General features: G+C 32.1%; 22 protein-coding genes. 7 read left to right on the top strand and 15 right to left on the bottom strand.

What is annotated here, in order from left to right:
• Positions 1 to 67 precede the first annotated feature (67 nt).
• Together OCU55_RS05275 and OCU55_RS05270 are read left to right on the top strand one after the other, a co-directional pair.
• The gene (locus OCU55_RS05275) at positions 68 to 547 is read left to right on the top strand and encodes a GyrI-like domain-containing protein (protein WP_261851258.1); all 480 of its coding nucleotides are present in this window, start codon (positions 68 to 70) and stop codon (positions 545 to 547) included.
• 22 nt (positions 548 to 569) lie between these two features.
• Positions 570 to 1,034, top strand: coding sequence for a vWA domain-containing protein (locus OCU55_RS05270; RefSeq protein WP_261851257.1), 465 nt, complete (start codon positions 570 to 572; stop codon positions 1,032 to 1,034).
• Between the two features lie 292 nt (positions 1,035 to 1,326).
• Here the strand turns inward: OCU55_RS05270 and OCU55_RS05265 are convergent, their stop codons facing one another.
• Positions 1,327 to 2,298, bottom strand: a complete 972-nt coding sequence (locus OCU55_RS05265) for an SDR family NAD(P)-dependent oxidoreductase (protein ID WP_261851256.1) — start codon at positions 2,296 to 2,298, stop codon at positions 1,327 to 1,329.
• Between the two features lie 140 nt (positions 2,299 to 2,438).
• Between OCU55_RS05265 and OCU55_RS05260 the strand changes: the two genes are divergently transcribed.
• The gene (locus tag OCU55_RS05260; protein WP_261851255.1) at positions 2,439 to 3,014 is read left to right on the top strand and encodes a TetR/AcrR family transcriptional regulator; all 576 of its coding nucleotides are present in this window, start codon (positions 2,439 to 2,441) and stop codon (positions 3,012 to 3,014) included.
• Between the two features lie 186 nt (positions 3,015 to 3,200).
• On the opposite strand, the gene OCU55_RS05255 is transcribed toward OCU55_RS05260, so the two are convergent.
• Positions 3,201 to 4,295: an amidohydrolase family protein gene (locus OCU55_RS05255; protein WP_261851254.1), complete on the bottom strand. Its 1,095-nt coding sequence runs from the start codon at positions 4,293 to 4,295 to the stop codon at positions 3,201 to 3,203.
• Positions 4,296 to 4,817: 522 nt separating this feature from the next.
• Between OCU55_RS05255 and OCU55_RS05250 the strand changes: the two genes are divergently transcribed.
• Positions 4,818 to 6,056, top strand: a complete 1,239-nt coding sequence (locus tag OCU55_RS05250) for a PucR family transcriptional regulator (protein ID WP_261851253.1) — start codon at positions 4,818 to 4,820, stop codon at positions 6,054 to 6,056.
• Positions 6,057 to 6,401: 345 nt separating this feature from the next.
• Here the strand turns inward: OCU55_RS05250 and OCU55_RS05245 are convergent, their stop codons facing one another.
• A complete protein-coding gene (locus OCU55_RS05245; protein ID WP_261851252.1) occupies positions 6,402 to 6,611 on the bottom strand; it encodes a hypothetical protein in 210 nt (69 codons plus the stop codon).
• A gap of 101 nt (positions 6,612 to 6,712) precedes the next feature.
• Here OCU55_RS05245 and OCU55_RS05240 point away from each other — a divergent pair, with 101 nt between their 5' ends.
• Entirely contained in the window at positions 6,713 to 7,300 is a 588-nt protein-coding gene (locus tag OCU55_RS05240; protein ID WP_261851251.1) for a hypothetical protein, read from the top strand.
• 132 nt (positions 7,301 to 7,432) lie between these two features.
• Here OCU55_RS05240 and OCU55_RS05235 read toward each other — a convergent pair whose 3' ends face one another.
• Positions 7,433 to 8,014, bottom strand: a complete 582-nt coding sequence (locus OCU55_RS05235; RefSeq protein WP_261851250.1) for a LysE family transporter — start codon at positions 8,012 to 8,014, stop codon at positions 7,433 to 7,435.
• Positions 8,015 to 8,299: 285 nt separating this feature from the next.
• On the opposite strand from OCU55_RS05235, the gene OCU55_RS05230 reads away from it, so the two are divergent.
• Positions 8,300 to 9,217: a LysR family transcriptional regulator gene (locus tag OCU55_RS05230; RefSeq protein ID WP_261851249.1), complete on the top strand. Its 918-nt coding sequence runs from the start codon at positions 8,300 to 8,302 to the stop codon at positions 9,215 to 9,217.
• Between the two features lie 185 nt (positions 9,218 to 9,402).
• Here the strand turns inward: OCU55_RS05230 and OCU55_RS05225 are convergent, their stop codons facing one another.
• From OCU55_RS05225 to OCU55_RS05205, 5 genes are all read right to left on the bottom strand, one after another.
• Complete coding sequence (locus tag OCU55_RS05225; RefSeq protein WP_261851248.1) at positions 9,403 to 10,878, bottom strand: DUF4153 domain-containing protein; 1,476 nt, start codon at positions 10,876 to 10,878, stop codon at positions 9,403 to 9,405.
• A gap of 12 nt (positions 10,879 to 10,890) precedes the next feature.
• Positions 10,891 to 11,097: a helix-turn-helix domain-containing protein gene (locus OCU55_RS05220; protein WP_183277926.1), complete on the bottom strand. Its 207-nt coding sequence runs from the start codon at positions 11,095 to 11,097 to the stop codon at positions 10,891 to 10,893.
• Between the two features lie 19 nt (positions 11,098 to 11,116).
• Entirely contained in the window at positions 11,117 to 11,611 is a 495-nt protein-coding gene (locus tag OCU55_RS05215) for a DUF2975 domain-containing protein (protein ID WP_261851247.1), read from the bottom strand.
• 378 nt (positions 11,612 to 11,989) lie between these two features.
• Complete coding sequence (locus tag OCU55_RS05210; protein ID WP_261851246.1) at positions 11,990 to 14,635, bottom strand: glycosyl hydrolase; 2,646 nt, start codon at positions 14,633 to 14,635, stop codon at positions 11,990 to 11,992.
• A 407-nt stretch (positions 14,636 to 15,042) separates the two neighbouring features.
• Positions 15,043 to 16,410, bottom strand: coding sequence for a PTS transporter subunit EIIC (locus tag OCU55_RS05205; protein ID WP_261851245.1), 1,368 nt, complete (start codon positions 16,408 to 16,410; stop codon positions 15,043 to 15,045).
• Positions 16,411 to 17,023: 613 nt separating this feature from the next.
• On the opposite strand from OCU55_RS05205, the gene OCU55_RS05200 reads away from it, so the two are divergent.
• The gene (locus OCU55_RS05200; protein WP_261851244.1) at positions 17,024 to 18,022 is read left to right on the top strand and encodes an AraC family transcriptional regulator; all 999 of its coding nucleotides are present in this window, start codon (positions 17,024 to 17,026) and stop codon (positions 18,020 to 18,022) included.
• A gap of 12 nt (positions 18,023 to 18,034) precedes the next feature.
• Here OCU55_RS05200 and OCU55_RS05195 read toward each other — a convergent pair whose 3' ends face one another.
• From OCU55_RS05195 to OCU55_RS05170, 6 genes are all read right to left on the bottom strand, one after another.
• On the bottom strand, positions 18,035 to 18,541 hold the full coding sequence (locus OCU55_RS05195) for a DMT family transporter (protein WP_261851508.1): 507 nt from the start codon (positions 18,539 to 18,541) through the stop codon (positions 18,035 to 18,037).
• Between the two features lie 57 nt (positions 18,542 to 18,598).
• The gene (locus tag OCU55_RS05190) at positions 18,599 to 19,057 is read right to left on the bottom strand and encodes a hypothetical protein (protein WP_261851243.1); all 459 of its coding nucleotides are present in this window, start codon (positions 19,055 to 19,057) and stop codon (positions 18,599 to 18,601) included.
• A 1-nt stretch (position 19,058) separates the two neighbouring features.
• Complete coding sequence (locus tag OCU55_RS05185) at positions 19,059 to 19,265, bottom strand: helix-turn-helix transcriptional regulator (RefSeq protein WP_261851242.1); 207 nt, start codon at positions 19,263 to 19,265, stop codon at positions 19,059 to 19,061.
• Positions 19,266 to 19,532: 267 nt separating this feature from the next.
• Positions 19,533 to 20,414 carry an AraC family transcriptional regulator gene (locus OCU55_RS05180; RefSeq protein WP_261851241.1) on the bottom strand — a complete coding sequence of 294 codons (882 nt, stop codon included), beginning with the start codon at positions 20,412 to 20,414 and terminating at the stop codon, positions 19,533 to 19,535.
• 203 nt (positions 20,415 to 20,617) lie between these two features.
• The gene (locus tag OCU55_RS05175; protein WP_261851240.1) at positions 20,618 to 21,742 is read right to left on the bottom strand and encodes a radical SAM protein; all 1,125 of its coding nucleotides are present in this window, start codon (positions 21,740 to 21,742) and stop codon (positions 20,618 to 20,620) included.
• Between the two features lie 631 nt (positions 21,743 to 22,373).
• Complete coding sequence (locus OCU55_RS05170; protein WP_261851239.1) at positions 22,374 to 22,931, bottom strand: GNAT family N-acetyltransferase; 558 nt, start codon at positions 22,929 to 22,931, stop codon at positions 22,374 to 22,376.
• Between the last annotated feature and the right edge of the window lie 136 nt (positions 22,932 to 23,067).

Genomic DNA, 23,067 nt, shown 5'->3' with positions numbered 1-23,067 from the left:
ATTATATACCTATCAAGTAAATAATTTAAGTAATTTGATTAATTTAAAGAAGAGGAAGGTTTTGAAAATGGCAGATTATACTCTAGAAGAAAAAGATAGCTTTATCGTTGTAGGACTTGGAACTGAGCTTAAGAGCAATTACACAGATTTTATTGGTTTAAACAAGGAAAAATCAGACTTTTGGCAGTCAATTAGTGAAGATGGAAGCCTTGACGCTTTAAAAGCAATAGCTTCAAATGACTACGTTTTTGCTGTGAACGAAGCGGTAAATAACAAGATGATGCACTATGCTGGCGTCATGACAGAGGCAGCAGCACCAGAAGAAGCTAGAGTTATACAATTCCCTAAAGGAGACTATCTTGTTGTTAAAGGCGAAGCAAAAACTTCGGATGAATTGAATAATAAGCTTGCGGGCATTGCCTTTGGTCAAGTCTTGCCAGTAGTAAATAATTTTGCATATGTTGGTGGGCCAAATGCAACAGTTGAGATAAAAAAACAAAACGACTTAGTCTTTGGTGAAATGTGGATTCCTGTTGTTAAAAAATAATGAATTATAAGGAGGATTTGAAATGTCATATATCGTTGATTTTAAAAATGTATCTACAACTGGTTTAGAGTCTTCCCCTATAGCGGATGCTCTTGCAGGTTTACGTGCAAATGAAGCACGTTACTTTATGAACAAGTACAAGCATGAATTTACTGTTGTACCAGCTAGCGAAAGTAAGGATACCCTTGATTACGTGAACGGAATTTTGAAAGAAGAACGTGATATTGAGTTTGCAGCCAAACCTTTAGAAACATCCAGCTTTCAGGTGGAAAATATTAAATTTACATACGTCTTCTATGAGGATGGTCTTGGCATCAACGTAATGTATACAGTTGATGATCCTAAAAAGAGAGCTGTTGGTCTTAAGCTTTCTGAAGGAATGGAAGTCCCAAAGGAGTTAGAAGGAAAGTTTAAGTTTGCTAGACAAAAGTCTAAACTAGCAGGAACAATTCGTGGTTCGTTCTTTGTAATTAAAAAAGAATATTAAAGTAAGCTACTAAAATACATTTTTACATGAAGATCACAAAGGCTCTAGCAAAACTTGCTAGAGCCTTTAATTTATAGATACCATCCCATCTACATTATTAAAAGGTATAAGAAATCATTTGATTCACATTGTATTGGCTCTCTCCAAGCAATGAAATAATATTTGATTTAATATTGCATGCTTTGAAACCTTATATGGATGTACCACTTCGTAATAAAACTTATTATTTTTAAATTCTCTCACCAGAAGCTGTGATAGTTTTAAAAACAGATTTCTGTTCGAAGTGGTACATCTATAAATCTAAGATTGTTTCTGATTTGTTTAGCTTTGACAACTCAACACTTGTCTTCCATAAATCTTGTCTATTTTCCTTGTTATAAGAAAGCTCCGAAGATTTTACTTCCCTTGTCCCATCAAAATACTTACCAGTAATTCCATTAAACTCAGGGTTAATTGCTAAAGCCGCTAATGCTTTTCCTGACTTATTTGCAGTATTAACATTTGGTAAAAATAAAGTAGAAATATAATTGATGTTTTTAGTAATAAATCTCATAATAGGCGGAAATGTGCGTGAGAACCCTGTGCCTGGCATCTGCCCAGGATTAAAAGCATTTACTGTAATATTTTTATTAGTTTGCTTTTGTATCCTTTCTGCTAACTCGTAAGCACAGTATATATTACACAACTTTGAAGTAGAGTATCTACGTTGGCCAACGGTAAGCATACTTTCACCTTGATTCATTTCCTTAGGAAAAGCTAACAATCTAGCATTCTCATACACTGGAGTAGCTACAATTGTCTTCTGCTTAGGGTCATGAGTTCCGCTGCTAACAAAAACTATTCTACCTGAATCGGACATTTTTCCAAGCAACATGTTAGCCAGTAGAAAATGCCCAAGATGATTTGTCCCAAAGGTACTTTCAAATCCATCTTTAGTGTAGTAAGTCTTATCAACCATAATTAATCCGGCATTACAAACAAGAGCATATAGTGGTGGATAATCTGAATTTGAAAATTGAAGTGCAAAATCTCTTACAGATTCTAAGGACGCAAGGTCAAGTTCCAAAGAAGTTATGTTATTATTGTTAGTTTCTTTAATTAGTGAATTTACTGCTTCATTTGCTTTAGCTATGTTACGACAAGCTAGTATAACATGATTGTTTTTATCTATTTTAGCAATATTTTTAGCACATGCATAACCAAGTCCTGAATTCCCCCCAGTTATAATAATAGTCTTTTTATTTGAACCATTTTTAGTTAACATAACTACACTCCTTTTATAAAAAGTAAGATCAATACATTTCATTGACACTGTCAACTTGAATTCATTATATCCCCCAACATTGACAGTGTCAACATGATGTTATAAAATTAATTTAAAATATATTTCTAAAAGAGGTTATTATGAAAAGTAGTAATGATACAAAACAAAAGCTGATTGATGTCACAAGGCAAATGATTGATGAAAGTGGTGTTGACTCTGTTAGTATGCGTGACCTTGGAAAAGAAATGAACTTATCTAGAAGTGCAGTTTATGTGTATTTTAAAAATAAGGAAGATTTACTAGCAGCCATTGTGACCGAAGATTTTGAAATATTAAAAAGTCGCATTGGAAAATTAATTAAAGAAATAGAGGATCCTAGAGAACTTGTTTATGAAGTGTTATATACTTTTTATGATTTTGGGATAAACAATCAAGAGCATTATAAATTGATGTTCTTAAAACAATGGGATAAGAATCAATATGATAATCTACACATTGCAGCCATTGAGGTGTTTGGAATTTTCTATAAATGCTTAGAAAAACCTCATGAACAAAAATACACTGTTAATAAACCACCGAAACAATTATCAGCAATGGTATCTTCATTTATTCTTGGTCTTGTTGAACTTAATTCTGCTGGTCATCTAGAATCAGAAAAAGGATTAGATGATCCAACAGCTTTAATTAACTCATTTATAGATTTAATTTTTGTTTAAGTTTTAAGTTGTTAGTCAAGAACAGAAATAATATATAACACTCAAAATACCGGATGTATAAAACATCCGGTATTTTTGTGAACGGAATACTTACTGACATGCACTTTTCTTTTAGCGCTACTTGTAAAACCACCTATTGCATAATATTTCAGCCTTTCTTTAGTGGTAGCTGTCAGCTATTAAAGATTATTTAATAATCTCCTCTCCACCAATCCAAACTTGTTTAATATTCTTTATTTCATTAATATTTACAGTGGGATCACCTTTTATCAGAACAAGGTCTGCCCTATAGCCTCCCTTAATAATTCCTCTGTCATGCATTGCGAAATATTTTGCTGGCATACTTGTTGCGCTTTGTATTGCCTGAATAGGAGTAAGCCCTGCTTCAACCATTAATTCAAGTTCATCAAGAAGTGATATACCATATGGTGCTGAATATGGAGTTGTTGGATCGTCAGTATTGGAATCACTTCCAGCAATTATTTTAACACCAGCTTTATAAAGTCTTGCAACTGATTCCTTAACGTAATCATAATTCAATGGTGCATTAGGATTGAATCTTTTAATAGATTCAACAATCCCTTTCATAGTTACCATTGTCGGAACTGACATAGTACCCCTCTCCATCATTAATTGAATAACCTCTTCCGTTAAAGGTTCAGCAAATGGAATATGTGTCACCACATCTACTCCAGCTTCTATTGCTGTTTTAAACGAATTTGATGAAACTGCATGAGCAATGACTTTTTTGCCATTAATATGAGCTTGTGCAACAATCGCTGCAACAATTTCTGGTGGAAATAACATGGTTTCAACATTTACACCTTGATCCTCTAAAATAACTTTAATGTAATCAGCGCCCAGTTCTATCTGTTCATTAACAAAGCGTTCTGCATCAGTTATACTTATTACATATGAAGAGTCTGAATACCCCATTTTACTTGGCATGTTACTTCCTGAAGTGAAAGCAGGACTGTAACTGCTTAGTATATCAGGTAAACCACTTAAATTTTTCAGACCATCTACAACTTTCGGTGAACGTGTTCCCATATCCATCATAGTTGTAATACCATACCTAGAAGCTTCCTCTAGATTTTTAATTTGATATAGATGAATATGCGCATCTATTAATCCTGGAAGTAAGGTGCATCCACTTCCATCAATTTCAATATCTCCTTCTGCTTTATCAGTTATATATCCATCTTCAATTACAATTTTATCTGCTTCTATGCATTCAATACCATTAAAAATTTTCACATTTTTTATTAGTATAGTAGCCATTTTAGTGCCTCCTATGAAATCAAAATATTTTAGTATTGATTAAGCTATCAGATTTAAGTTAATCAATTAATTTGAAATAGTCAAAATCAACTCAAACCCGCATGTTTCCTATATATTTATATAATTTTATATTTATATAATTTTATATTTTTATATTTTTTTGATTTTATAATTTTATATTTTTTTGATTTTATAATTTTATGATTTTTTCTTACTCTTTCAAGCCACAACCTTTTAGTCTATTTTAATATTTTTAATTTAAAATATTAAATATTAAAAAGCATGGTCTTATATTTTTAATTCATATATGGATAATACTTAATAATCATCTGCAGTATGATCATCAGTATCATTCACACCTTAATTATGCTCAAGCACAATACACTTCAAATAGCTGTATTGCCCTACAGTTTTGATTATAATATAATATAACTGCCTAAACAATGTACTTAAATATGAACTTAGTTTTAAAATAGAGTAACTAATTGTGCTAAAGCACAATAGATATATTAGGAGGTTTCCATGCAAAAAAGCTTCGATATAAATAATCTAAATGAAATAGATATAAAACTTGCGCTTTATATGCAGGATCTTTTCGATGGATTTTGTTCTAACAAAGGACTCCAATACTTAATAGATAAAGCAAGGGAGAGATTTGTAAGGCCATTGATACTAATCGATACAAGTGGCAAGCTCTTGGCAGCTTCTTATGACGCTGAAAATATCTTTAGATTTGTTCATAGTGAAAATAAAAATACTTACCTGTCAGAAGAGTCATTATCACAAATAAATTCAAATAATATAAAGGATAATTTTAATAATAGTAACAATTCCAATAGAACCCTAATAAATTCCATAAAAATTGATATCATTGAGATTGGCAGATTTATTGTTTACGAAAACAACATCCCATTTCAAAAAATTGATTTCATGCTAATAGACAAGGTTAGTTCTCTTATATCTGCTCAATTACAAAAGGATATTCTTTTAAATTTGGATAACAATAATCTCCCAAATTACTTATTAGCAGACCTCATAGAGGGAAAACAGATTGATGAGTCCATTGTAAAAAACAAACAGCAGTATCTAAAATGGGCTAAATCAGAACATCTTTATATTATGGTTATTGGAAGTAACAGGCAGGAAGCTTTTGACAGTAAGATTTCCGCCATTTTTAGAGCTCTGAAATCTTACATTCCTATTGGACAGTGTATTATTTATAACCCTGGAATTGTAGCTTTTATTGATGAATTGCTATTTAATAAACTTCTTAACTCTCCAAATAAGGATTTTAGCGAATTCTTGAGTAAAAACAATCTATATGCAGGAATTAGCCAAAAGTACTCTCTCTTGACTGATTCAAAAAAACACTATATGAATGCAGTTACAGCTATGGAGATAGGCCTAAAAAGAAACATAAATTGCTCCTTTTTCGAAGATTGCACTATGCATATCCTCTATGAATTGATTTCAAACAGATATGATCAGATGGATTTTTGCCATCCAGCCGTTGCAATGCTTATGACCTATGACAAAGAGAATGGAACAAACTTTCTAGAAACATTGAAACAGTATATCTTTTATTCTTCTTCTCCTGGAGAAGCAGCAAGATTATTAAATATTCATCGAAATACTTTATTCTACCGTATCAACAAAATAAAAGAGATGACTGATATAGCCCTAGAACATGGTGATGAAATATGCAAAATCTTTTTATCCATAAGACTATTAGAGATAAAAGAAGAACTACACAGTTTATAATATTGACTTTTTAACTAAAGAAAAGGTGCTCATTCCAGCCAGAATAAGCACCTTTTCAAATTATTCATCTCATTTTGTTCTTGAAAAAAGTATTTATTTTTACGTAATCTAAATCTCTATTATATATCAATTATATTCCATGTACCTAGATGTTTATTCTCTATAACCTAACTATCTCATTCAATGAAATTTTAGGTAATGGCTTTGATGTAATATGGCCTTGTTTACTAGGAATGTTAGTATACATCTTTGTATTATGCACCTTTAATACTTCCATCACAAAAACTTCATTTACTTATGGTACGGTTCACCTATCATAATTCCAAATAAAGAAACCACACTCCGTTATTCAATATCATTTAATCTTTCAAACAGCCTGCTATATTTCTTTATTTCAGTTTCATCCTTAACCTCAATGCTTGAATTATAGAAAGTTATTTTTCCACTTCCTTCGTCTAAAGAGTCCATTTCTGCTAAAATTCTCTTTAGATTTCTGGTAGTCCCAGCATTACCATCAATAATATTAACATTCGATGGAAGCAGTTTTCTAAACATATCATTGATGTGGAAATGATTTAAACCTGTAACAATCTTTAAAATTGCAACTATACTATTAATGGTAAATTTTATACCATAGCAATTTTAAGGAGTAATCTATGTATAATAACCAATATCCATATTTCCCTTATTATATTAACCTTCCAACTTACCCAGTGTTTAATGAACTTTGGAGAAGTGAAACTCCGAAATTTGCATCCTTTAGCGGCATTGTTAGGAGAATTGATGCTTTTTATCCAGCTCCAAATGACCCGTCAGCAGACTGCTATTTCTTAATGTCTCTGGAAAGTAAAGAATATGGTCCTCTAAATTTTGTGATATCTCCTGAAACTTACTTTGTTGATCATGAAGTAGTTGAGGTTGGAGATGAGGTTACTGGATTTTATGATGCCACTAAACCTGCAATCCTTATATATCCACCTCAATTTCCTGCAGTAGTTGTGTCAAAAAACAAGTCACATCAAAATGTTACTGTAAACTACTTTAACAATGACTTAATAAGCAGTAACGGCATGTTAAAGCTAAACATTTCTCCTTCTACTGAGGTATTTCTAACTAATGATCAGCCTTTTGAAAGACCACTTGAAAACAGAAATCTAGTAGTTATATACGGTCCTACCACTAAGAGTATACCAGCACAGACAACTCCTTATAGGATCATTGTTCTTTGTCAAACTTGTATATAATTATTCTATCTCTTACCATAGGATAGATAGCAAAATTTATATAAGTATTTCAAACATATGAAAACCCAGGGCATTAACTTCCCTGGGTTTTAAAATTCATAACTCAGCTACTAACTTATACATACCTACAGATTATATCATTAAGGTAATTGCAGAATAAACTAAAAGCAAAGCCATTATCACATTCACCACAACTCTATACCTTTCAAAAAATCTCTGAAATACTGCTCCAAAAATTGCCCAGGCTAAAACTCCAGAACACCCAAAAACTGTGATTAATAATGTGAAGGCTCCTATAGAAAAGAATGAGCTATAAAAAGGTATGATAAAAGTTGAAATGGCTGTTATGCCGTATAATATGATTTTTACATTTACAAATTGAAGAATAAACCCTGTGATAAAACTATCTGCCTTCTCTTCATTTTTCTCCTCCGTCTGTGATTTGCTTTTAACAACATGCCAGGCAAGCCATATGATATATGCTACCCCTATATACGTCATAACAGGTTTAATCTTTGGAATTACATTTACGAGGATAACACTAAAAATACTGCATAATACCATCACTGATAGAAAACCGGTAAAAATTCCTTGAATTAATCCAATACTCTTCTTAAAACCATGCTTACTAGTATTAGACATTGCCAATATATTATTTGGGCCAGGTGTATATGCCGTTAAAAGAGTAAAAGTTAAAAATGCTGCCAAATTCATAATGTAAATCTCCTTCTAAAACACTTCTTAAAGATACTTGTCCTACAGTTGATTTTCCAAGATCTCCTCTCGTTAATTTATACTAACAAACCACAATGTATTTGTAAAATTGATGTTTTCGAATTGACAGTTCATTTTTTTCAATATATTATTTATAGATAGTATGATATAGAATTTAAACTTGCCACTTTGCTGATTCTCTAATAAATTTATATCCCCCTATACTTTAAATTCAAAAATAAGCTTTTATTTAAACTTTATTGTAGATATATTGAGGTGAAATAATTGGATATAAGGCATTTCAAGACCTTTAAATGTATTATTGAGGAAGGCAGTTTTTCTAATGCAGCATTAAAGATTGGGTACACTCAATCTACTGTCACGTCTCAGATTCAACAGCTGGAACAAGAGCTTTCAATAAAACTATTCGAAAAGATAGGGCGCAACATGGTATTAACTCCTCTCGGAAAAGAGCTAATATCATATACAGACGAGCTACTTGAAACGGTAAAGAAGATTGAAAGTATAGGAAAAAATGATAGTATCCCTAGGGGTGAATTAAAAATTGCTATAGCAGACTCATTGATGTCCTATAAACTACAAAATGTCCTTGGATTATTTAAACAAAAGGCTCCTGATGTGAAAATTTCTATAGTGTCATTAAATTGTTTTGTGATTAACGATATGTTATCAAAGGGTGATATAGATATCGGCTTACTTTATGATGTGGGAACTCATAAGGAAAGTTTAACTTCTGTTGAACTAACTGAGTTTTCATTAGCTCTAGTATGCTCGCCTTTGTTTAATCATGCTAAGGTTGACTTTAATAACCCAAATCAAGTAATAGATACAAGCCTTGTTATTAATGAACCTAATTGTATTTATAGAAGAATATTTGAGAGTTATCTCCGTGAGAATAACATAACCATGAATAATACTATAGAGCTATGGAGCATAGAAGCAATCAAAAACTGTGTTTCAAGCAATTTAGGAATATCTTTCTTGCCTCGTTTTGTAGTGGAGAATGACCTTAAAGACAATAAATTGAAGGAACTTAAGGCAAATTGTTCTGATACCAAAATTACAGCAGTGTATTCTTACCACAAAAACAAGTGGATAAGCCCTGCAATGGCATTGTTTATGCAGCTAGTTAGGGAAAACTTTGAAAGCAATTCTTGTGTTGGAGCTTATGATTCAATTTAATGTTGAATTATAGCAACTACATGATAATACTTACCTCTTTTTAAGTATACCGTCTTATTATTAATTCAAAAAAACCAGGGCGTTAACTCCCCTGGTTTTTTGATTTCCTAACTCAACTAATAATTTATACATGCCTACAGAATATAGGTGCGTAATTTTCGAACAAGTCTAAATTAAGTTTCGATTTAGGAACTCTTTAACAATTTTCTAACTTTATTCTTGCTAAAGTTGAATTCAGTCCATGACTTCTCTCTATCAAGTACTTCATTTCTAAACTTTAAATTTCCATTAATAACACTTTTTATATTATCATTACCCTTATCTCTAAGTTCAATTAGATAAGGAACGGCTTCGAAAGATAAGGAAGTCAAATAATTAACATCAACCTTGCCGGTTTGATTATATATCTCCATATTCTTTTCTGCTATAAACCCATCTATATTTAGATAGTTTATCACCGTATACATACTTATGGTTATCACAATTATGCTTTTCATTATAGGAATATTTTTATACCAAATACCAGCAACTATAACTAAGCAAAGTATGAAAAGTAATAACATAAACAAATGCACTGATACCCTTAAGAAGGTATACCCAAAGGCAGCTTCATACAAAGTAAGTTTAAAATTTGCAGAGAAAAGCATATTTAAGGTGAAGATCACAAGCACAGTTAAAAGAAGATTTGCTAATTTTAAAGTTTTTGTATTGTCTTTTTTTATATATTTTAAACAACTTAGTACTATTACAAAATTGATAACGGTAACTGCGGCTAATTCAAAGAAACCTCTTCTAGCATAATCCGCATAAGTAAAACCTGCTGGAAGTGCTAACTTACCGCCTCCATATAGATATGAAAACTGAATCATTGTAAAGATGAGATAAAGTATATTTAGCGCAATTAATACAGTTATTACTGTAATGCTCCCCCAGTTTTCAGCAGTAGACTTTAAGCTTTTTTCAATAGGTTTCTTCTCATCTTTAAAACTCCAAACATACCCAAATAGATAAAAAGCTACTACTAAAACTATTATGGTATGAGGTATAAGCTCTCCCGTGTCTATATTATTAAAAACCTCTGTCAGATTAGAAAAATAGTATCCAAAAACCATATCTGCAGAGCTTAAAAGTACTATTAGAATCACAAGCAAAGGCAGGGAAATAAGGATTCCAATTAATATCTGTTTTTTTCCTTCCTTCATTTCAGTAGTTTTTCTTATTTTTATTGAAGCTTTTAGAATTGAAAAAGGCTTAGGGATATTGTCAAACATTTTTGCTACTGCTCTTCTTAGCATATCACCTATAAAGCTAGCTTTATCCCAGCTAAGTTTTGGATTCACTATCAAGATTGAGCTTGCAATCATAAGTATTGGAACTGCTAAAAAATTAAAAAAATTAAACACTTGATTTGTATGAACAGTGAAGCTAAAAGATAGTAAAGCTATGGGTATAAGTAAAAACCAGCCGAAGCTTTTTTCTATACTTCTAACTTTTACGGTCCATAAGAAAAATATAATGCATAGCCCTATGAATATGAAGAAGGATATGCCAAGCTCCTTATCAATAAATAATCTATCAAATGCGAAACCAAGTAGTAGTGAAAGTAGTATACAGTATAATCCATCCTTCGTTTTAGCTTCTAAATTTTTATTTTCTTCCATTTCATCACCCCTCTATTCCTCTCTATACTCTAAGATATCTCCAGGCTGACACTGAAGCTCTTTGCATATAGCCTCCAGAGTAGAAAATCTTATTGCTTTTGCCTTTCCGGTCTTTAATATAGATAAATTGGCATTGGTTATACCAACCTTTTCAGCAAGTTCATTAAGAGATATTTTACGCTTTGCCATCATTACATCGAGATTTACAATTATAGCCATAATAAGCCTCCTTTACTGTCTAAACTGTGAAGTCATTTTCTTCTTTTACTTCTACAGCCTGCTTGTATATTTGAGCCAGTATCAAGACAAAGCACCCCGCAAAGAAAAATATCAAGAATTCTGTATCAGTATGTATGCCTGTTTGATCTATCTCTATTAGCTTAAAGCTCTTAAACTGATTGTTATAAAAGAAGTTTATTAAGTAAGCTACAGTTATAACAAAGCAACTTGAAGCTATATTTTTTAAACTTCTTACATTACTCATATTAAATGGCCCTTCCTTTATAACAGACTTTAAAATCTTTCTAAGACAGTAAAGAATGTATACTAAAGAAGAAGTTCCAGCAAAAAACAATAAGCAGTTCACTATATATTTTCCGCTTGCCATTCCTGAGTTTCCTGAAGTTAAAGTGCCTATAACTACGCTTACAAAGAATACTACCCCAAAAACAATAAGCACATTTAGTACCATTATCAAAATTTTTGCCATAGAATTATAATTGTTTTCTTTCATACATTAATGCCTCCATTTATTTATCTATATATCACTTCATAACAGAACTTATATTTTCAAATTCTCCTCTCAGAACCCAGAGGAGCTTTGAAAATGGTTTTCGGATTGAAGTGGTACATCTTTACAAGTTTCTGATTTCATAATACTATACCTTTTTAATAATTTCAATAATTATTTATCGAAAAACAATAAATAATTATTGAGTATACATAAAAACTTATTTAAACATCAAAAAAACTCGCTGAAGCAACCCTTATTCAGCGAGTTTTTTGCAGCTGCCTTTCCCAATGTATATGAGAAAAATCTGGCAGCATAATATATTTGCTTTTACTATATCACCTACTCCAAGTAATATAACTTTTTATCTTACTGTACTATTTATTCTAAATATGTTGATACCTTAACTGGTCCTAGTAATCCTACTGGTTCTTGTACTGCATATTGAGAAAATGCATCCTTATGAGCTTTAACTAAGGTATTAGTAACCTCAACTACTAAGGAGTTAACGCCCTTTTTTATATAGCTAGAAACATCAAACTTATATGGTGGACATATTCTTACTCCAAGATTTTCTCCGTTTAGCCACAGCTCTGCAACCTCATAAACTCTACCAAGATCCAATAGAGCTTTTTCTGCAGCTTCTTTTACTTCAAAATTTATTTCATATCTCACAGTCCCCGAAAAATTTGGATATAGCTTAGGCTTTGCTAAATTCACTAATTCATCTAACTTTATATCATCCTTAAAGTTTGGATAATCTAGTGGTTCTGCCATAGAAACCTTCCAGCTTCCTTCGATGTTAAACTTTTCTGCTTCTTTTAAGACTTCTATATTGTCTACATCGTAATTTTCAAAATCATCACTACTAAATATAATAATCTTTGACTCATATGCACTTAATTTTAAATCTATCTCAGTGCCCTCATCTCTTGACTGAGCTTTACAGACTTTTATTGAATTATTAAACGCATCATAGGATACAGTTTTTTTATTCAATGGAACATATACCTTAGTATCTACGCTGTCATATGGATGCTCATTGAAGAACATAAATATATCTTCATCCGTATGCTTATAGTGATAGTAGGTTATGTTAGGTTCAAAACTATCTAATTCAATTTCATTTATACCTAAACTCTTTATTTTCTCTGCAACACCGTTAAGCTGTGCTATTTCACAGTTATTGCTTTCTTGTAACTTAACTATAAGTTCTTCAACCTCAAAACCCTCACTAGCTCTCTCAGTAAGCTTATCTGTAAAAATCACTTTAAGTCCTTTTTCTGTGAGTTCAGAGATACTCTTTAATAAATTCTGTGGTAAAGCTTCAGCATAAGGAATTACTAGACATTTAAAGCTTTCATTATTTAGAACTAAACTTCCATCTCTCACAGCAAGATTATCACTTAAAATATCTGCCGGAATTATATCGCAGTCAATTTGATTTTGTACTAGTTCCTTAACTACTTTATGGAAAGGCATATACTCACCTGACCATTCAGCTTCTCCATGGTATAATACAGCAACAGGTGCAATATGAGTTCCTTCAGAAAGCAGGTGACTTATCCTATTTGTATAATCTGACCATTTTTTCATAAACCTGAACTGTGGATCATTGCCTCCAGCGTAGAAATGTGGTGGACAGTCCCAATCTGGGAAAGGCCTTGGTGAAAATGCATGTGGTACAAAATTGTTGACTCCTCTTACCAAAAGGTGATCAGTAAGCCACTTCATAAACTTTAAACCTTCAACCCATCCATAAGCTCCAAAAAGTTCACACATAGTTCTGCCTTTTTTCTTTGGATCAAGATGTCCTAAGGAAGCCCCTAGCTTCGCTAATCCATAATGAAAGAACTCTCCATCCCAACCCGCTGCAGTAAATCCACTGTGAGAGAAATCCATTCCAGGAACGATTTGTCCCCCAATAACATCAATACCGGACATGTCCTGTCCTTCTAGAGCTCTAAAGAAATGTCCTGATCCATATCCTAATCTACTGTGTGCTCCGTTATCTTCAATTACATGTCCTATATATTCCACTTCATGCTCTCTGCACCAATCACCTAACTGCGTAGTGAAATTTTTGCCATAAAGTCTACTTATAATATCCATATAGTGATATCTGATAGTATGGTCCTTATCTTCTACACCATCAGTAAATAAAAGTGGTAAGTTTACTAGAGCCTCTTCTCCAACTTCACCTTTCAATATTTCAAGCATCTCATCGCTCCATGGAAGTACCATTTTAGTCCTTCCGATAGATCCTTCAAAGCCTTTTAGATTTCCTAATCTTGGCTCATCAGAAAAGAATCCAGCTAAAGTTTTTCCAAAGTCTTCTTTATATCTGTGGTAATGAGGTTCATATACTGCATCTATCAAAACTCTTGTAGCCTCTGCTACTATTGGATTTAAGTAATCCTTAGTTGTTTCTTCCCCTCCGTCACGAGTCATGAAGACAACAAATATACTCCAATTTCCTTCCGGTAAGTCCCAATAAAGAACTCCCTCCTGAACAAACTCTGAAACGTTAATAAGTGTCTTTTCATCAATTGCTCCTGTTTCTATATTTGATATTTTAGCTGCTATAACTGCTAAAACCTTATCTTCACCTTTATAGCCAGGCATTGCTGATGCACGTCCTGGATAATACTTTATTATAAAAGAAGAGTCTTTTAATGGTCCTGGAACATCAATACGGTGTGCATTTAAATACCACTTTTTAAGCTCTGGATGTTCCTCCTTTATCTTACCTGCTGCATAGCCTGTAGGAAAATGACTGTCATCCAATACCCATACTTTCATTCCGCGATTTCTTGCTTCATCCATTATTATGTCCATATCTCTCCACCATAATGGTCCAACAAAATCAGGATGAGGTCTTGATTCTATGCAAACAGCTTTGATACCAGCTTCATTTATATGTTTCATATAATCTCTTAGAGTTTCTTCATCTTCACCGTGCTGCCAAAAGAAAGGCAGTATATAGTTTTTTTCTTCATTATTTAAAACTTCATTCAATCTTTTCATAGTTTACCTTCCTTGTCTGCTGATCTTTAAAATGCTCCCTTACATAAACTTAATCTGTACATACTTGATAATCATCGTTTTAAAGAAATAATGATTATATGGGTGCACCACTTCATAATTAACTTTATATTTTCAAAACTTCTCTCAGAATCCAGAGGAGTTTTAAAAATAGTTTTCAGAATGGAGTGTTACATCTACAGTTAGTTATATTATCATTCATATATGTTAATAAAAATATCAAAACCAAACATATTTACTGACCAAACTTAATATTAATACTATTTACCTCTAATTTTGAGTCTAAGCATAGAAGTCGTTTATCAGTAGATTTAAATAGGAGGATTAGCTATTTGTACATCTTTAACAAAAGTAATCCTCCCAAACTTACTAAATAGAGCTTTTAAATATTATTTTTCGTTTCCTTTTACTCCAAATAAGAAACTTAGAACACCGGAAACTGCAAAGGAAACTACGGAAGCTATTATATATAATATAAATCCACTATTGCTGCCTGAAGGGTTTATAAACATTGGCGCTCCTAGTAATCCACCACCAGCGAAACCATACATAACGACATGTCCAGCTGCAGTGATTGCACCACCTATAGCGCCACCAATGAAGGCACTTACAAAAACTTTTCTATAAGGTAATGCTATACCGTAAATGATAGGTTCAGTAACACCTAGTAATCCTGTAATAACATTTGAGAAGGCGAAGGCTTTCTTTTCTTTATCCTTAACTTTCAATGCAAATCCTAAGGTCGCTCCTGACAATGCAAATACAGTTACTGATAAAATGGCATTTATCGGATCTTGATGCATAGTCGCAATATTGTTTATTAGAATTGGAATAAATGCATAGTGAAGTCCAAATATTACAATTAACTGCCAGAATGCCCCAAGTATTATACCTGCAAGTATAGGACTAAAACTAAAAATACCTGAAGTTAAAGCTGCTAATCCACTGCTGATGTATGTTCCTATAGGTCCAATTACCAAAAAAGTTAGTGGCACTACTATTAATGCTGTAAAAAACGGTGTAAACATTAATTGCATTTGTGTAGGTAATGTTTTCTTAAAGAACTTTTCAACTTTTGATGCCACATATACTGCTAATATGATTGGGAAAACAGAACTTGTGTAACTCATCAAAATTACCGGTACTCCTACAAAAGTCATGCTTGCATGCTTACCAAATGCTGTTATGATATCAGGATATACCAGTGCTGCACCAATTGCTGCACCTAGGTATTGATTTGACTTGAATTTTGCTGCAGCTGAGAAACCTAAAATTATTGGTAAAAAGTAGAAGAACCCATCTGCAAATGCATATAGAATTTTATAGGTTCCTGTATCCGCTGATAATAAATGAAATGTAGTGCATATAGCCAGCGTTGCTTTCATAAGACCAGCTCCACCTAATGCACCAAGCACTGGACTGAAGATGCCTGAAAGAGTTTTAAAAAGCGTATTAAACAAAGTATCTTTTTTTCCATTTTCAGCTGCTTCAACAGGAGCAGCATCCTCTTTAATACCAAGAACTTCAGTTACTGCGTCATATGCCTTTCCTACCTCGTTGCCTATAACTACTTGGTATTGTCCCCCTTGTCGTATTACAGATAAAACACCCTTTGTACTCTTGATTGCCTCTGTATCTGCAACCTTCTCATCTTTTAGCACAAAACGAAGTCTTGTTACACAATGTGTTACACTTTCAATATTATCTTTTCCACCAACAAGATCTACTACTTGTTTTGCTAAAGCCTTGAAATCCATTTTTTCTCCTCCCATCAATAAAAAACAAATTGTTATAATTGCTACATGTAAATGATAACATTTTATATTATGCTTCAAAAATATCAAAACAAAAGATGTTGACTAACCAAACTTAATATTATAACCTATAGATATTATTATATGGATTTACCACTACATAATAAAGTTTATATTTTAGGCGCTGTTAAAGCACTGTGTAGAAATTAATTGGTTAGTCATCCAACGCTTTAATGAGCTTACGCAAAGAATTAATATGATTTCTTCATATTCCATGGCTAAAACTGTAAACTCACTCCGTTCGAACAGTACAGTTTTTTAACGCCACTCCATCTGAAAAAATCATTTAATTCTAATAGCTCGCTCATATAGCGTCTCCTGCATAACCAATTAATTTCAACAGTATTCTTAAACATAGCCATATTTTTAAATTCACTCACCATAACCAGTAAGAGTTTTAAAAATAGATTTCTGATAGAAGTGGTATATCTTTATGGATGTACCACTTCGTAATAAAACTTATTATTTTAAAATTCTCTCACCAGAACCTGTGAGAGTTTTAAAAATAGATTTCGGTTCGAAGTGGTACATCTATAGCAAAGGAGGGAATTTTTATATGGAATATGTTGAGTTAGATGAGAAACTGCAAGCTTTAACAGAAAGTGAACACCGACATAAAGAAACACCTTTTACATCTGAAATATACAAGAGCATGGAACAGGTAAATGTAAATGGAAAAAATGCATATGTATTTAATTTTGATGAGGCTTTTCAACAAGGCAAATTTCTTATAAATAAACACACTCGTTTTTCAGAAGTCCCTATGCATATACATACTCATATAGAGCTTAACTACATATATTCGGGTCAATGTACTCAAATCATTAACGACAAGGAAATAATACTTAGAGAAGGACAGGTTTGTATTGTAGATACGGGCGTTCCCCATGCAGTTTCAGCAACCACTGAGAATGATATTATAATCAATTTTCTAATGAGCAAAGAATACTTTTCCACCTCATTCCTGAGCAGATTATCAGGTAAGGGAATTATATCAGAGTTTTTGATAAACGCTTTATCAAACAGAAAGGAACATGATAACTACATTATTTTTAACTCAGAAAATAATAAAAAGCTCCCTAAGCATATAAGAGAACTTCTATGTGAGTATTTTGAAAAATCCTTATACTCTGATGAAATCATAGACTGCTACATGATACTTATATTTACAGAATTAATGAGAGTATTTCAGTATGAGACCAATCAATATCAAGCTGCTTCAAATAGAAACGCTACAATAATTGATATACTTCAGTACTTAGAAGAAAATTATATGACCTGTACTTTGGCCTCTACAGCATCACATTTTAATTTTCACCCTAATTACTTAAGTTCTTTGATTAAGAAAAGCACCAATAAATCCTTTAAGGAACTGATCCAGGCTCAAAAACTAACTCAAGCTTCTATTTTACTTACCAACAGTGATCTGCCTATTTACGAGATAGCAAATAATATTGGCTACGAAAATTTAAACTTTTTTTATAAGAAATTTAAAAGTTACTTTGATGTTACACCAAATGAATTTCGTGAAAAGCACAAGGCATTTAATCAATAGAATTAATTATTGTTAAATCCTCTCACCAGAACCGGTGCGAGTTTTAACAATAGTTGCTGCTAATTGTTCATAAAAAGCAATTACTGAACTCGAATACTCTTTTACATACTTTCTATTAAGTATTGAAAGAATAGCATAGGCAAATCCAGAAATTATTCCGAAGTAAACTCCTTGCGTTAGATTATCTCCCAGTTCAAACTTTGGAATAACAAGAGCTACTCCAAAAAACGTTATAACTGCAGTCACAATATCTGATAACTTTATTTTCTCTTTTAAAAAATACGGCTCAAGAAAGGTAACGAAAACTGGAAAGGTAGAAAAGGTAAGTAATCCTATTGCTACTGTAGATACTTGTATGGATTTAAAAAAAGTACTCCAATGAATAGCTAAAACCACACCCATTAGTGCCAAATAAAAATAATGCTTTTTCTGTTTTAATCTTATATCTTTCTTCAGGTAAAGCATTATAATCAATAAAAAAACACTTGAAAAGAAAACTCTACCGAGGACAATTATCATAGGTGGCAAGGATAACATTTTTCCTTGTAACAGCTAGAAAGTTCTCTATCCTCTCTATTAATACTTATGCGAATAATAGATTAAAAGAGATCCCTTTACAAAGGACATAAAAAGTGCAACTATTAGTAGTGTTACAAATACTACTTGATTAAAATATCCAGTTATGATAGTAGCGATTGCAATAACTACTAAACAGAAGTTAAACCCTATACTTCCAAATTTACTCACAATCAGTTTTTCTCTTTCATCATTCTCTTTTATATATAATTGTCTTAATTTTTCTCTATCTTTCAACGCCTTTATATATTTCTTAATATATACAAGGACAATAACTTGAGCTCCCATAAATATCCCTATCTGAAACCCACGAATCATATCTGTTACAACCTTCTCACCCTGCGCTATACTAATATTATTAAAGTAAATACCTGCCACAACTATTAGGAAAATTGCTAATGCATCCACTAAAATAATAAAAACTAATCTTTTCTTCAAATCACCCTTAAATTTCTCCACTCTATAACTCCTCCACTTCTGAAAAATCAAAGACCTCTTCAATGGGCAACCCAAAGTACTTTGATATCTTATAAGCTAGAACTAAAGAAGCCGTGTACTTTTCGCACTCTAATGAAGTTATTGTCTGCCTTGTAACACCTACTGCAGATGCTAATTCTTCTTGAGATAATTTATGCTTTTTTCGCAATTCTTGAATTCGTGTTTTCACAAAACAAACCTCCTTGCAAAGCACACTTTGCATTTTTAGTATAGTTAACTTTACATAAATTGTCAAGTAAGCTTTGCAAATTATTTGGGTTTTATTTCATAAAAATCTATATGCATTCCACTTTCCAATAATATGAGTATACATAAAAACCTCTTCTGATTACTCAGAAGAAGTTTTATAGATAAACTAATTCATATTAACTTTTAATAGTAGCTTAACACCAATCTTTATATTATTTTAAACTGATACATATTTATATTTCATTTATTAAAGTGATACTCTTCTTTTAACTGGTATCCAAATCTCACTCGTAAAGTTTGGTGAAGATACATCCTTGCTTTCGTTCCACAAGATTTCTGGTCCTTCTGCCTGCTCATAGTTTGAAGATGGAAACCATTCCGAATATATACGCCCCCACACATTTTGAAGTGTACCCGGAAATGGTCCTACAGCCTCAAATACAGCCCATGTTGATGCAGCGACATCAAGTTTAGTTAAGTTTACTGGACACTCTCTTGTTGTGGCAGCTCCTATATAATGGTCAAGCTCTCCTTTTTCCTCCATTCTCCCCTCTGAGAAGTTAGTGGACGCACTTATTATTCCTCTTGGCTCAATATTAGAAAGATCTTTAAACTGTTTGATCATTTCTTCATTTAAACTTTTCCACATCTCTGCAATACCTGGATTAACTCCGTTAAAGACAATTGGAACCCTCTTCTTTATACCTACTATACTAAATGCCTCTTTTTCTACTATTCTATAATTCATTTCATTTCCCCCTTTAATTGTTAGTTGAAAGGTCATCCTTGGATATGCTTTCAATGACTGACCCTTTAGTCTTGCTTCAGAAGGAGTTATACCATGCAAGTTTTGAAAAGCTCTTGTAAATGAATCAGGTGAACTGTATCCATATTTAATAGCAATATCAATCACCCTGACATTGCTATTATTAAGTTCAAAAGCAGCAAGAGTAAGCCTTCTTCTGCGAATATATTCCGATAAAGATATCCCTGCTAAGAAAGAAAACATTCTTTGAAAATGATATTCTGAGCATAATGCCAATTTAGCCACTTCTTTAATATCAATATCCTCTGTAAGGTTTTCTTCAATATAACTTAATGCTTCATTCATTCTTTTTAGCGAATCCATTTTGTAACCTCTCCTTTCATTAATAGAATACCAGAATCTATAAAGGTCTATCCGACTTATCTAGTTTACTTTTGTAGGGTATACTACTTTACTGATATTTTTCTAACAACTCCATGAGAAAACTAAAAAAAGTGCTCCGTCCATCAGACGTAAGCACTCTTTTCTTAATTATATTCTTTTAAATAGATACGATATCCCTCAAACTAAAACACTAGCTCTCCTGGTCTATATCCACTTGGTAATTCTTCTTCAATTAAAAACTTGAAGTTGTCATCACGTAATATTGGTAAAAATACTTCGTATGGAATTTTTGAGAACTCACAGCCATAACTACTTGCTCCGAACCACTTACCTTCTTTGCTACTTAAATTTAAGTCTCTAGCAAATTTTGTGTGGTTTGAGCAATCATGAACTGCTAAATCCCATTGTTCTTCATCAGCTATTTTCATGAATTTAAGAGTTAATTCTCTGCTCCAAGTTGGAGATATGTATCCGTGTCTTGAGATATACATATTTTCGCCATAGTAGTTGTCTATGTTATTCTCATTTAAATGTAACTCTGCACAATTGATAAAATCTACTTTTGTATCTAATATCGCTTGCTTTTTCTCAAAGAAAACTTCAAAGAACTCAGGAGTCATTGGAGTTTCAATACCTACACTTTTAAAATACTTCTTTGCTATTTTAATATTTCCAATAACTTTGTCAGAGCAATTTGAAGCACCTAAGTTGAAACGTATCTCGTCAAGACCAGCTTCCGCTAATGCCTTCAATGTCTCTTCTGTAGCTAAAAGACCATTTGTATATAAATGTTGATGAATATCAGCATCTCTAAATTTCTTTACTACTGGATAGTATTTTTCTATTTCCATAAAAGGTTCTAAATAAACGTAGGAAATACCAGTAGGTTTCTTATGTATTGAAAGAAGAAGATCTATATCATTCTCATAAAATTTTGTTTCTCCAATTTGCCACATGCCTTCACCAATTGGAGGAATAAAATCAAGCTCCCCATAATTGTAGCAGAACTTGCACTGTATATTACATTTGTTTGTTTTTCTAATTGCACTCAAGCCAGTTCCAAATAGGCAAGAAGTGCATCCTTTTGAAAACTTACTATCATTTCCTACATAAAAAGTTCTATTTTGTAAAGTTTTAAAGTTTTTAATTTCTGACATTAACATTTCATTTCTATGATCAATCGCTGCCTCAATTTGGGCAAAGGTAGCGTAAATGATTTCTTGCTGCTTTGTCATTGGTTCCTCGTCCTCTGGTAACATTGCAAAAAACTCAAACCAACTCAATGCATCCTTCTTTGAAATTTTCATAAAGTTCCTCCTCTAATTATCCTCTTGAAGACTCAATTTAAGTCTTCTAGCCATGCTATCCATGTACACTTCTTCAAAAGCCATACATGAACCCATCTAATTATATAGCAATTAGGCTGTTTTGTATGTATTGATATACCACTTCGTAATAAAATTTATTATTTTTAAATTCTCTCACCAAAAACCGTGAGAGTTTTAAAAATAGATTTCGATTCGAATTGTTACATCTTTAAATAAAGTGTATAATTTTAAAAATTGTTTTTTAGCATAGACTTTAATTTTAACATGTGTGTACAATAATGAAAACAAAAAACTGTGGACTTCTTCTACATTATTGACATTTTAAATGAAGAAATTAAATATATTTGGAAGTTATTAGATTATATTAAATAAGTATTTTATCATCTTCACTAAGATAAAATACCTGTTTTACAGCAATAAAAAATCTCTTTAACAGAGTCTGCTTATTCTACTATCATATCTCTTCCCCCTTTTTTATGCTATTTTTAATATATTGTAGCAACCTATTTACTTTATAGCTCGTATTATCTTGAGAATTTTAGTAATATATAAACTTTTTTCTATATCCATCTAATGAATACAGGACTATTTTAATATTTCGCATTTGAATTTACTTCTCAATTTTCCACCATATTATTCCGTCAGTTTCCTTATACTTAACAGCCCCTAAACTTTCTAAAAGCTTATTTGATGGTGTATTGGTTTTTTCCGTATCTGCAATAACCGAAAGTGCTTGGGGATTATTAAAGATCCATTGAGTCAAAGCCTTTAATGCTTCAGTAGCATACCCTTTTCTTTGATGGCTTTCTTCAATCATATATCCAACTATTACCTCACCAAATTCATTAGGACTTCCTTTAAGTATTATGAAACCAATTATTCGATTCTCTTCTTTATGAATTATAGCCCAATTAGTTAGCCATAAATAATTGTTAGCATCCTCCAGTACCTTTTTTAACCTTACCTTCATTGCATATTCCATTTCTTCATCAAGAATTGTATTTATTACGGTTAATCCTAAATCAGTTTGCATTTTTGCATAATCTTCTAATGCTAATGCAAGTTGATGTGATTGTAATGGCAATATGTTCAATCTTTCGGTATCCAAACTATGGTTTATTGTGTTTACATCTATAATTTCATCTCTTTTAATTAACTTATAATTCATTATTACTCTGCCTCCATAGAATCAAAATTTGGGCATAACTATACCCTAGAATAATTTTTTAACTACTTCCATATCATGAAGACATACTTTATTATTCATTTTAACTGTACATCAAAATGTTACTAAGCTCTTATAT

This window comes from Clostridium folliculivorans (assembly GCF_024341905.1).
GTDB lineage: Bacteria > Bacillota > Clostridia > Clostridiales > Clostridiaceae > Clostridium_AR > Clostridium_AR folliculivorans.
This window is presented reverse-complemented; position numbering and strand designations above follow the sequence as displayed.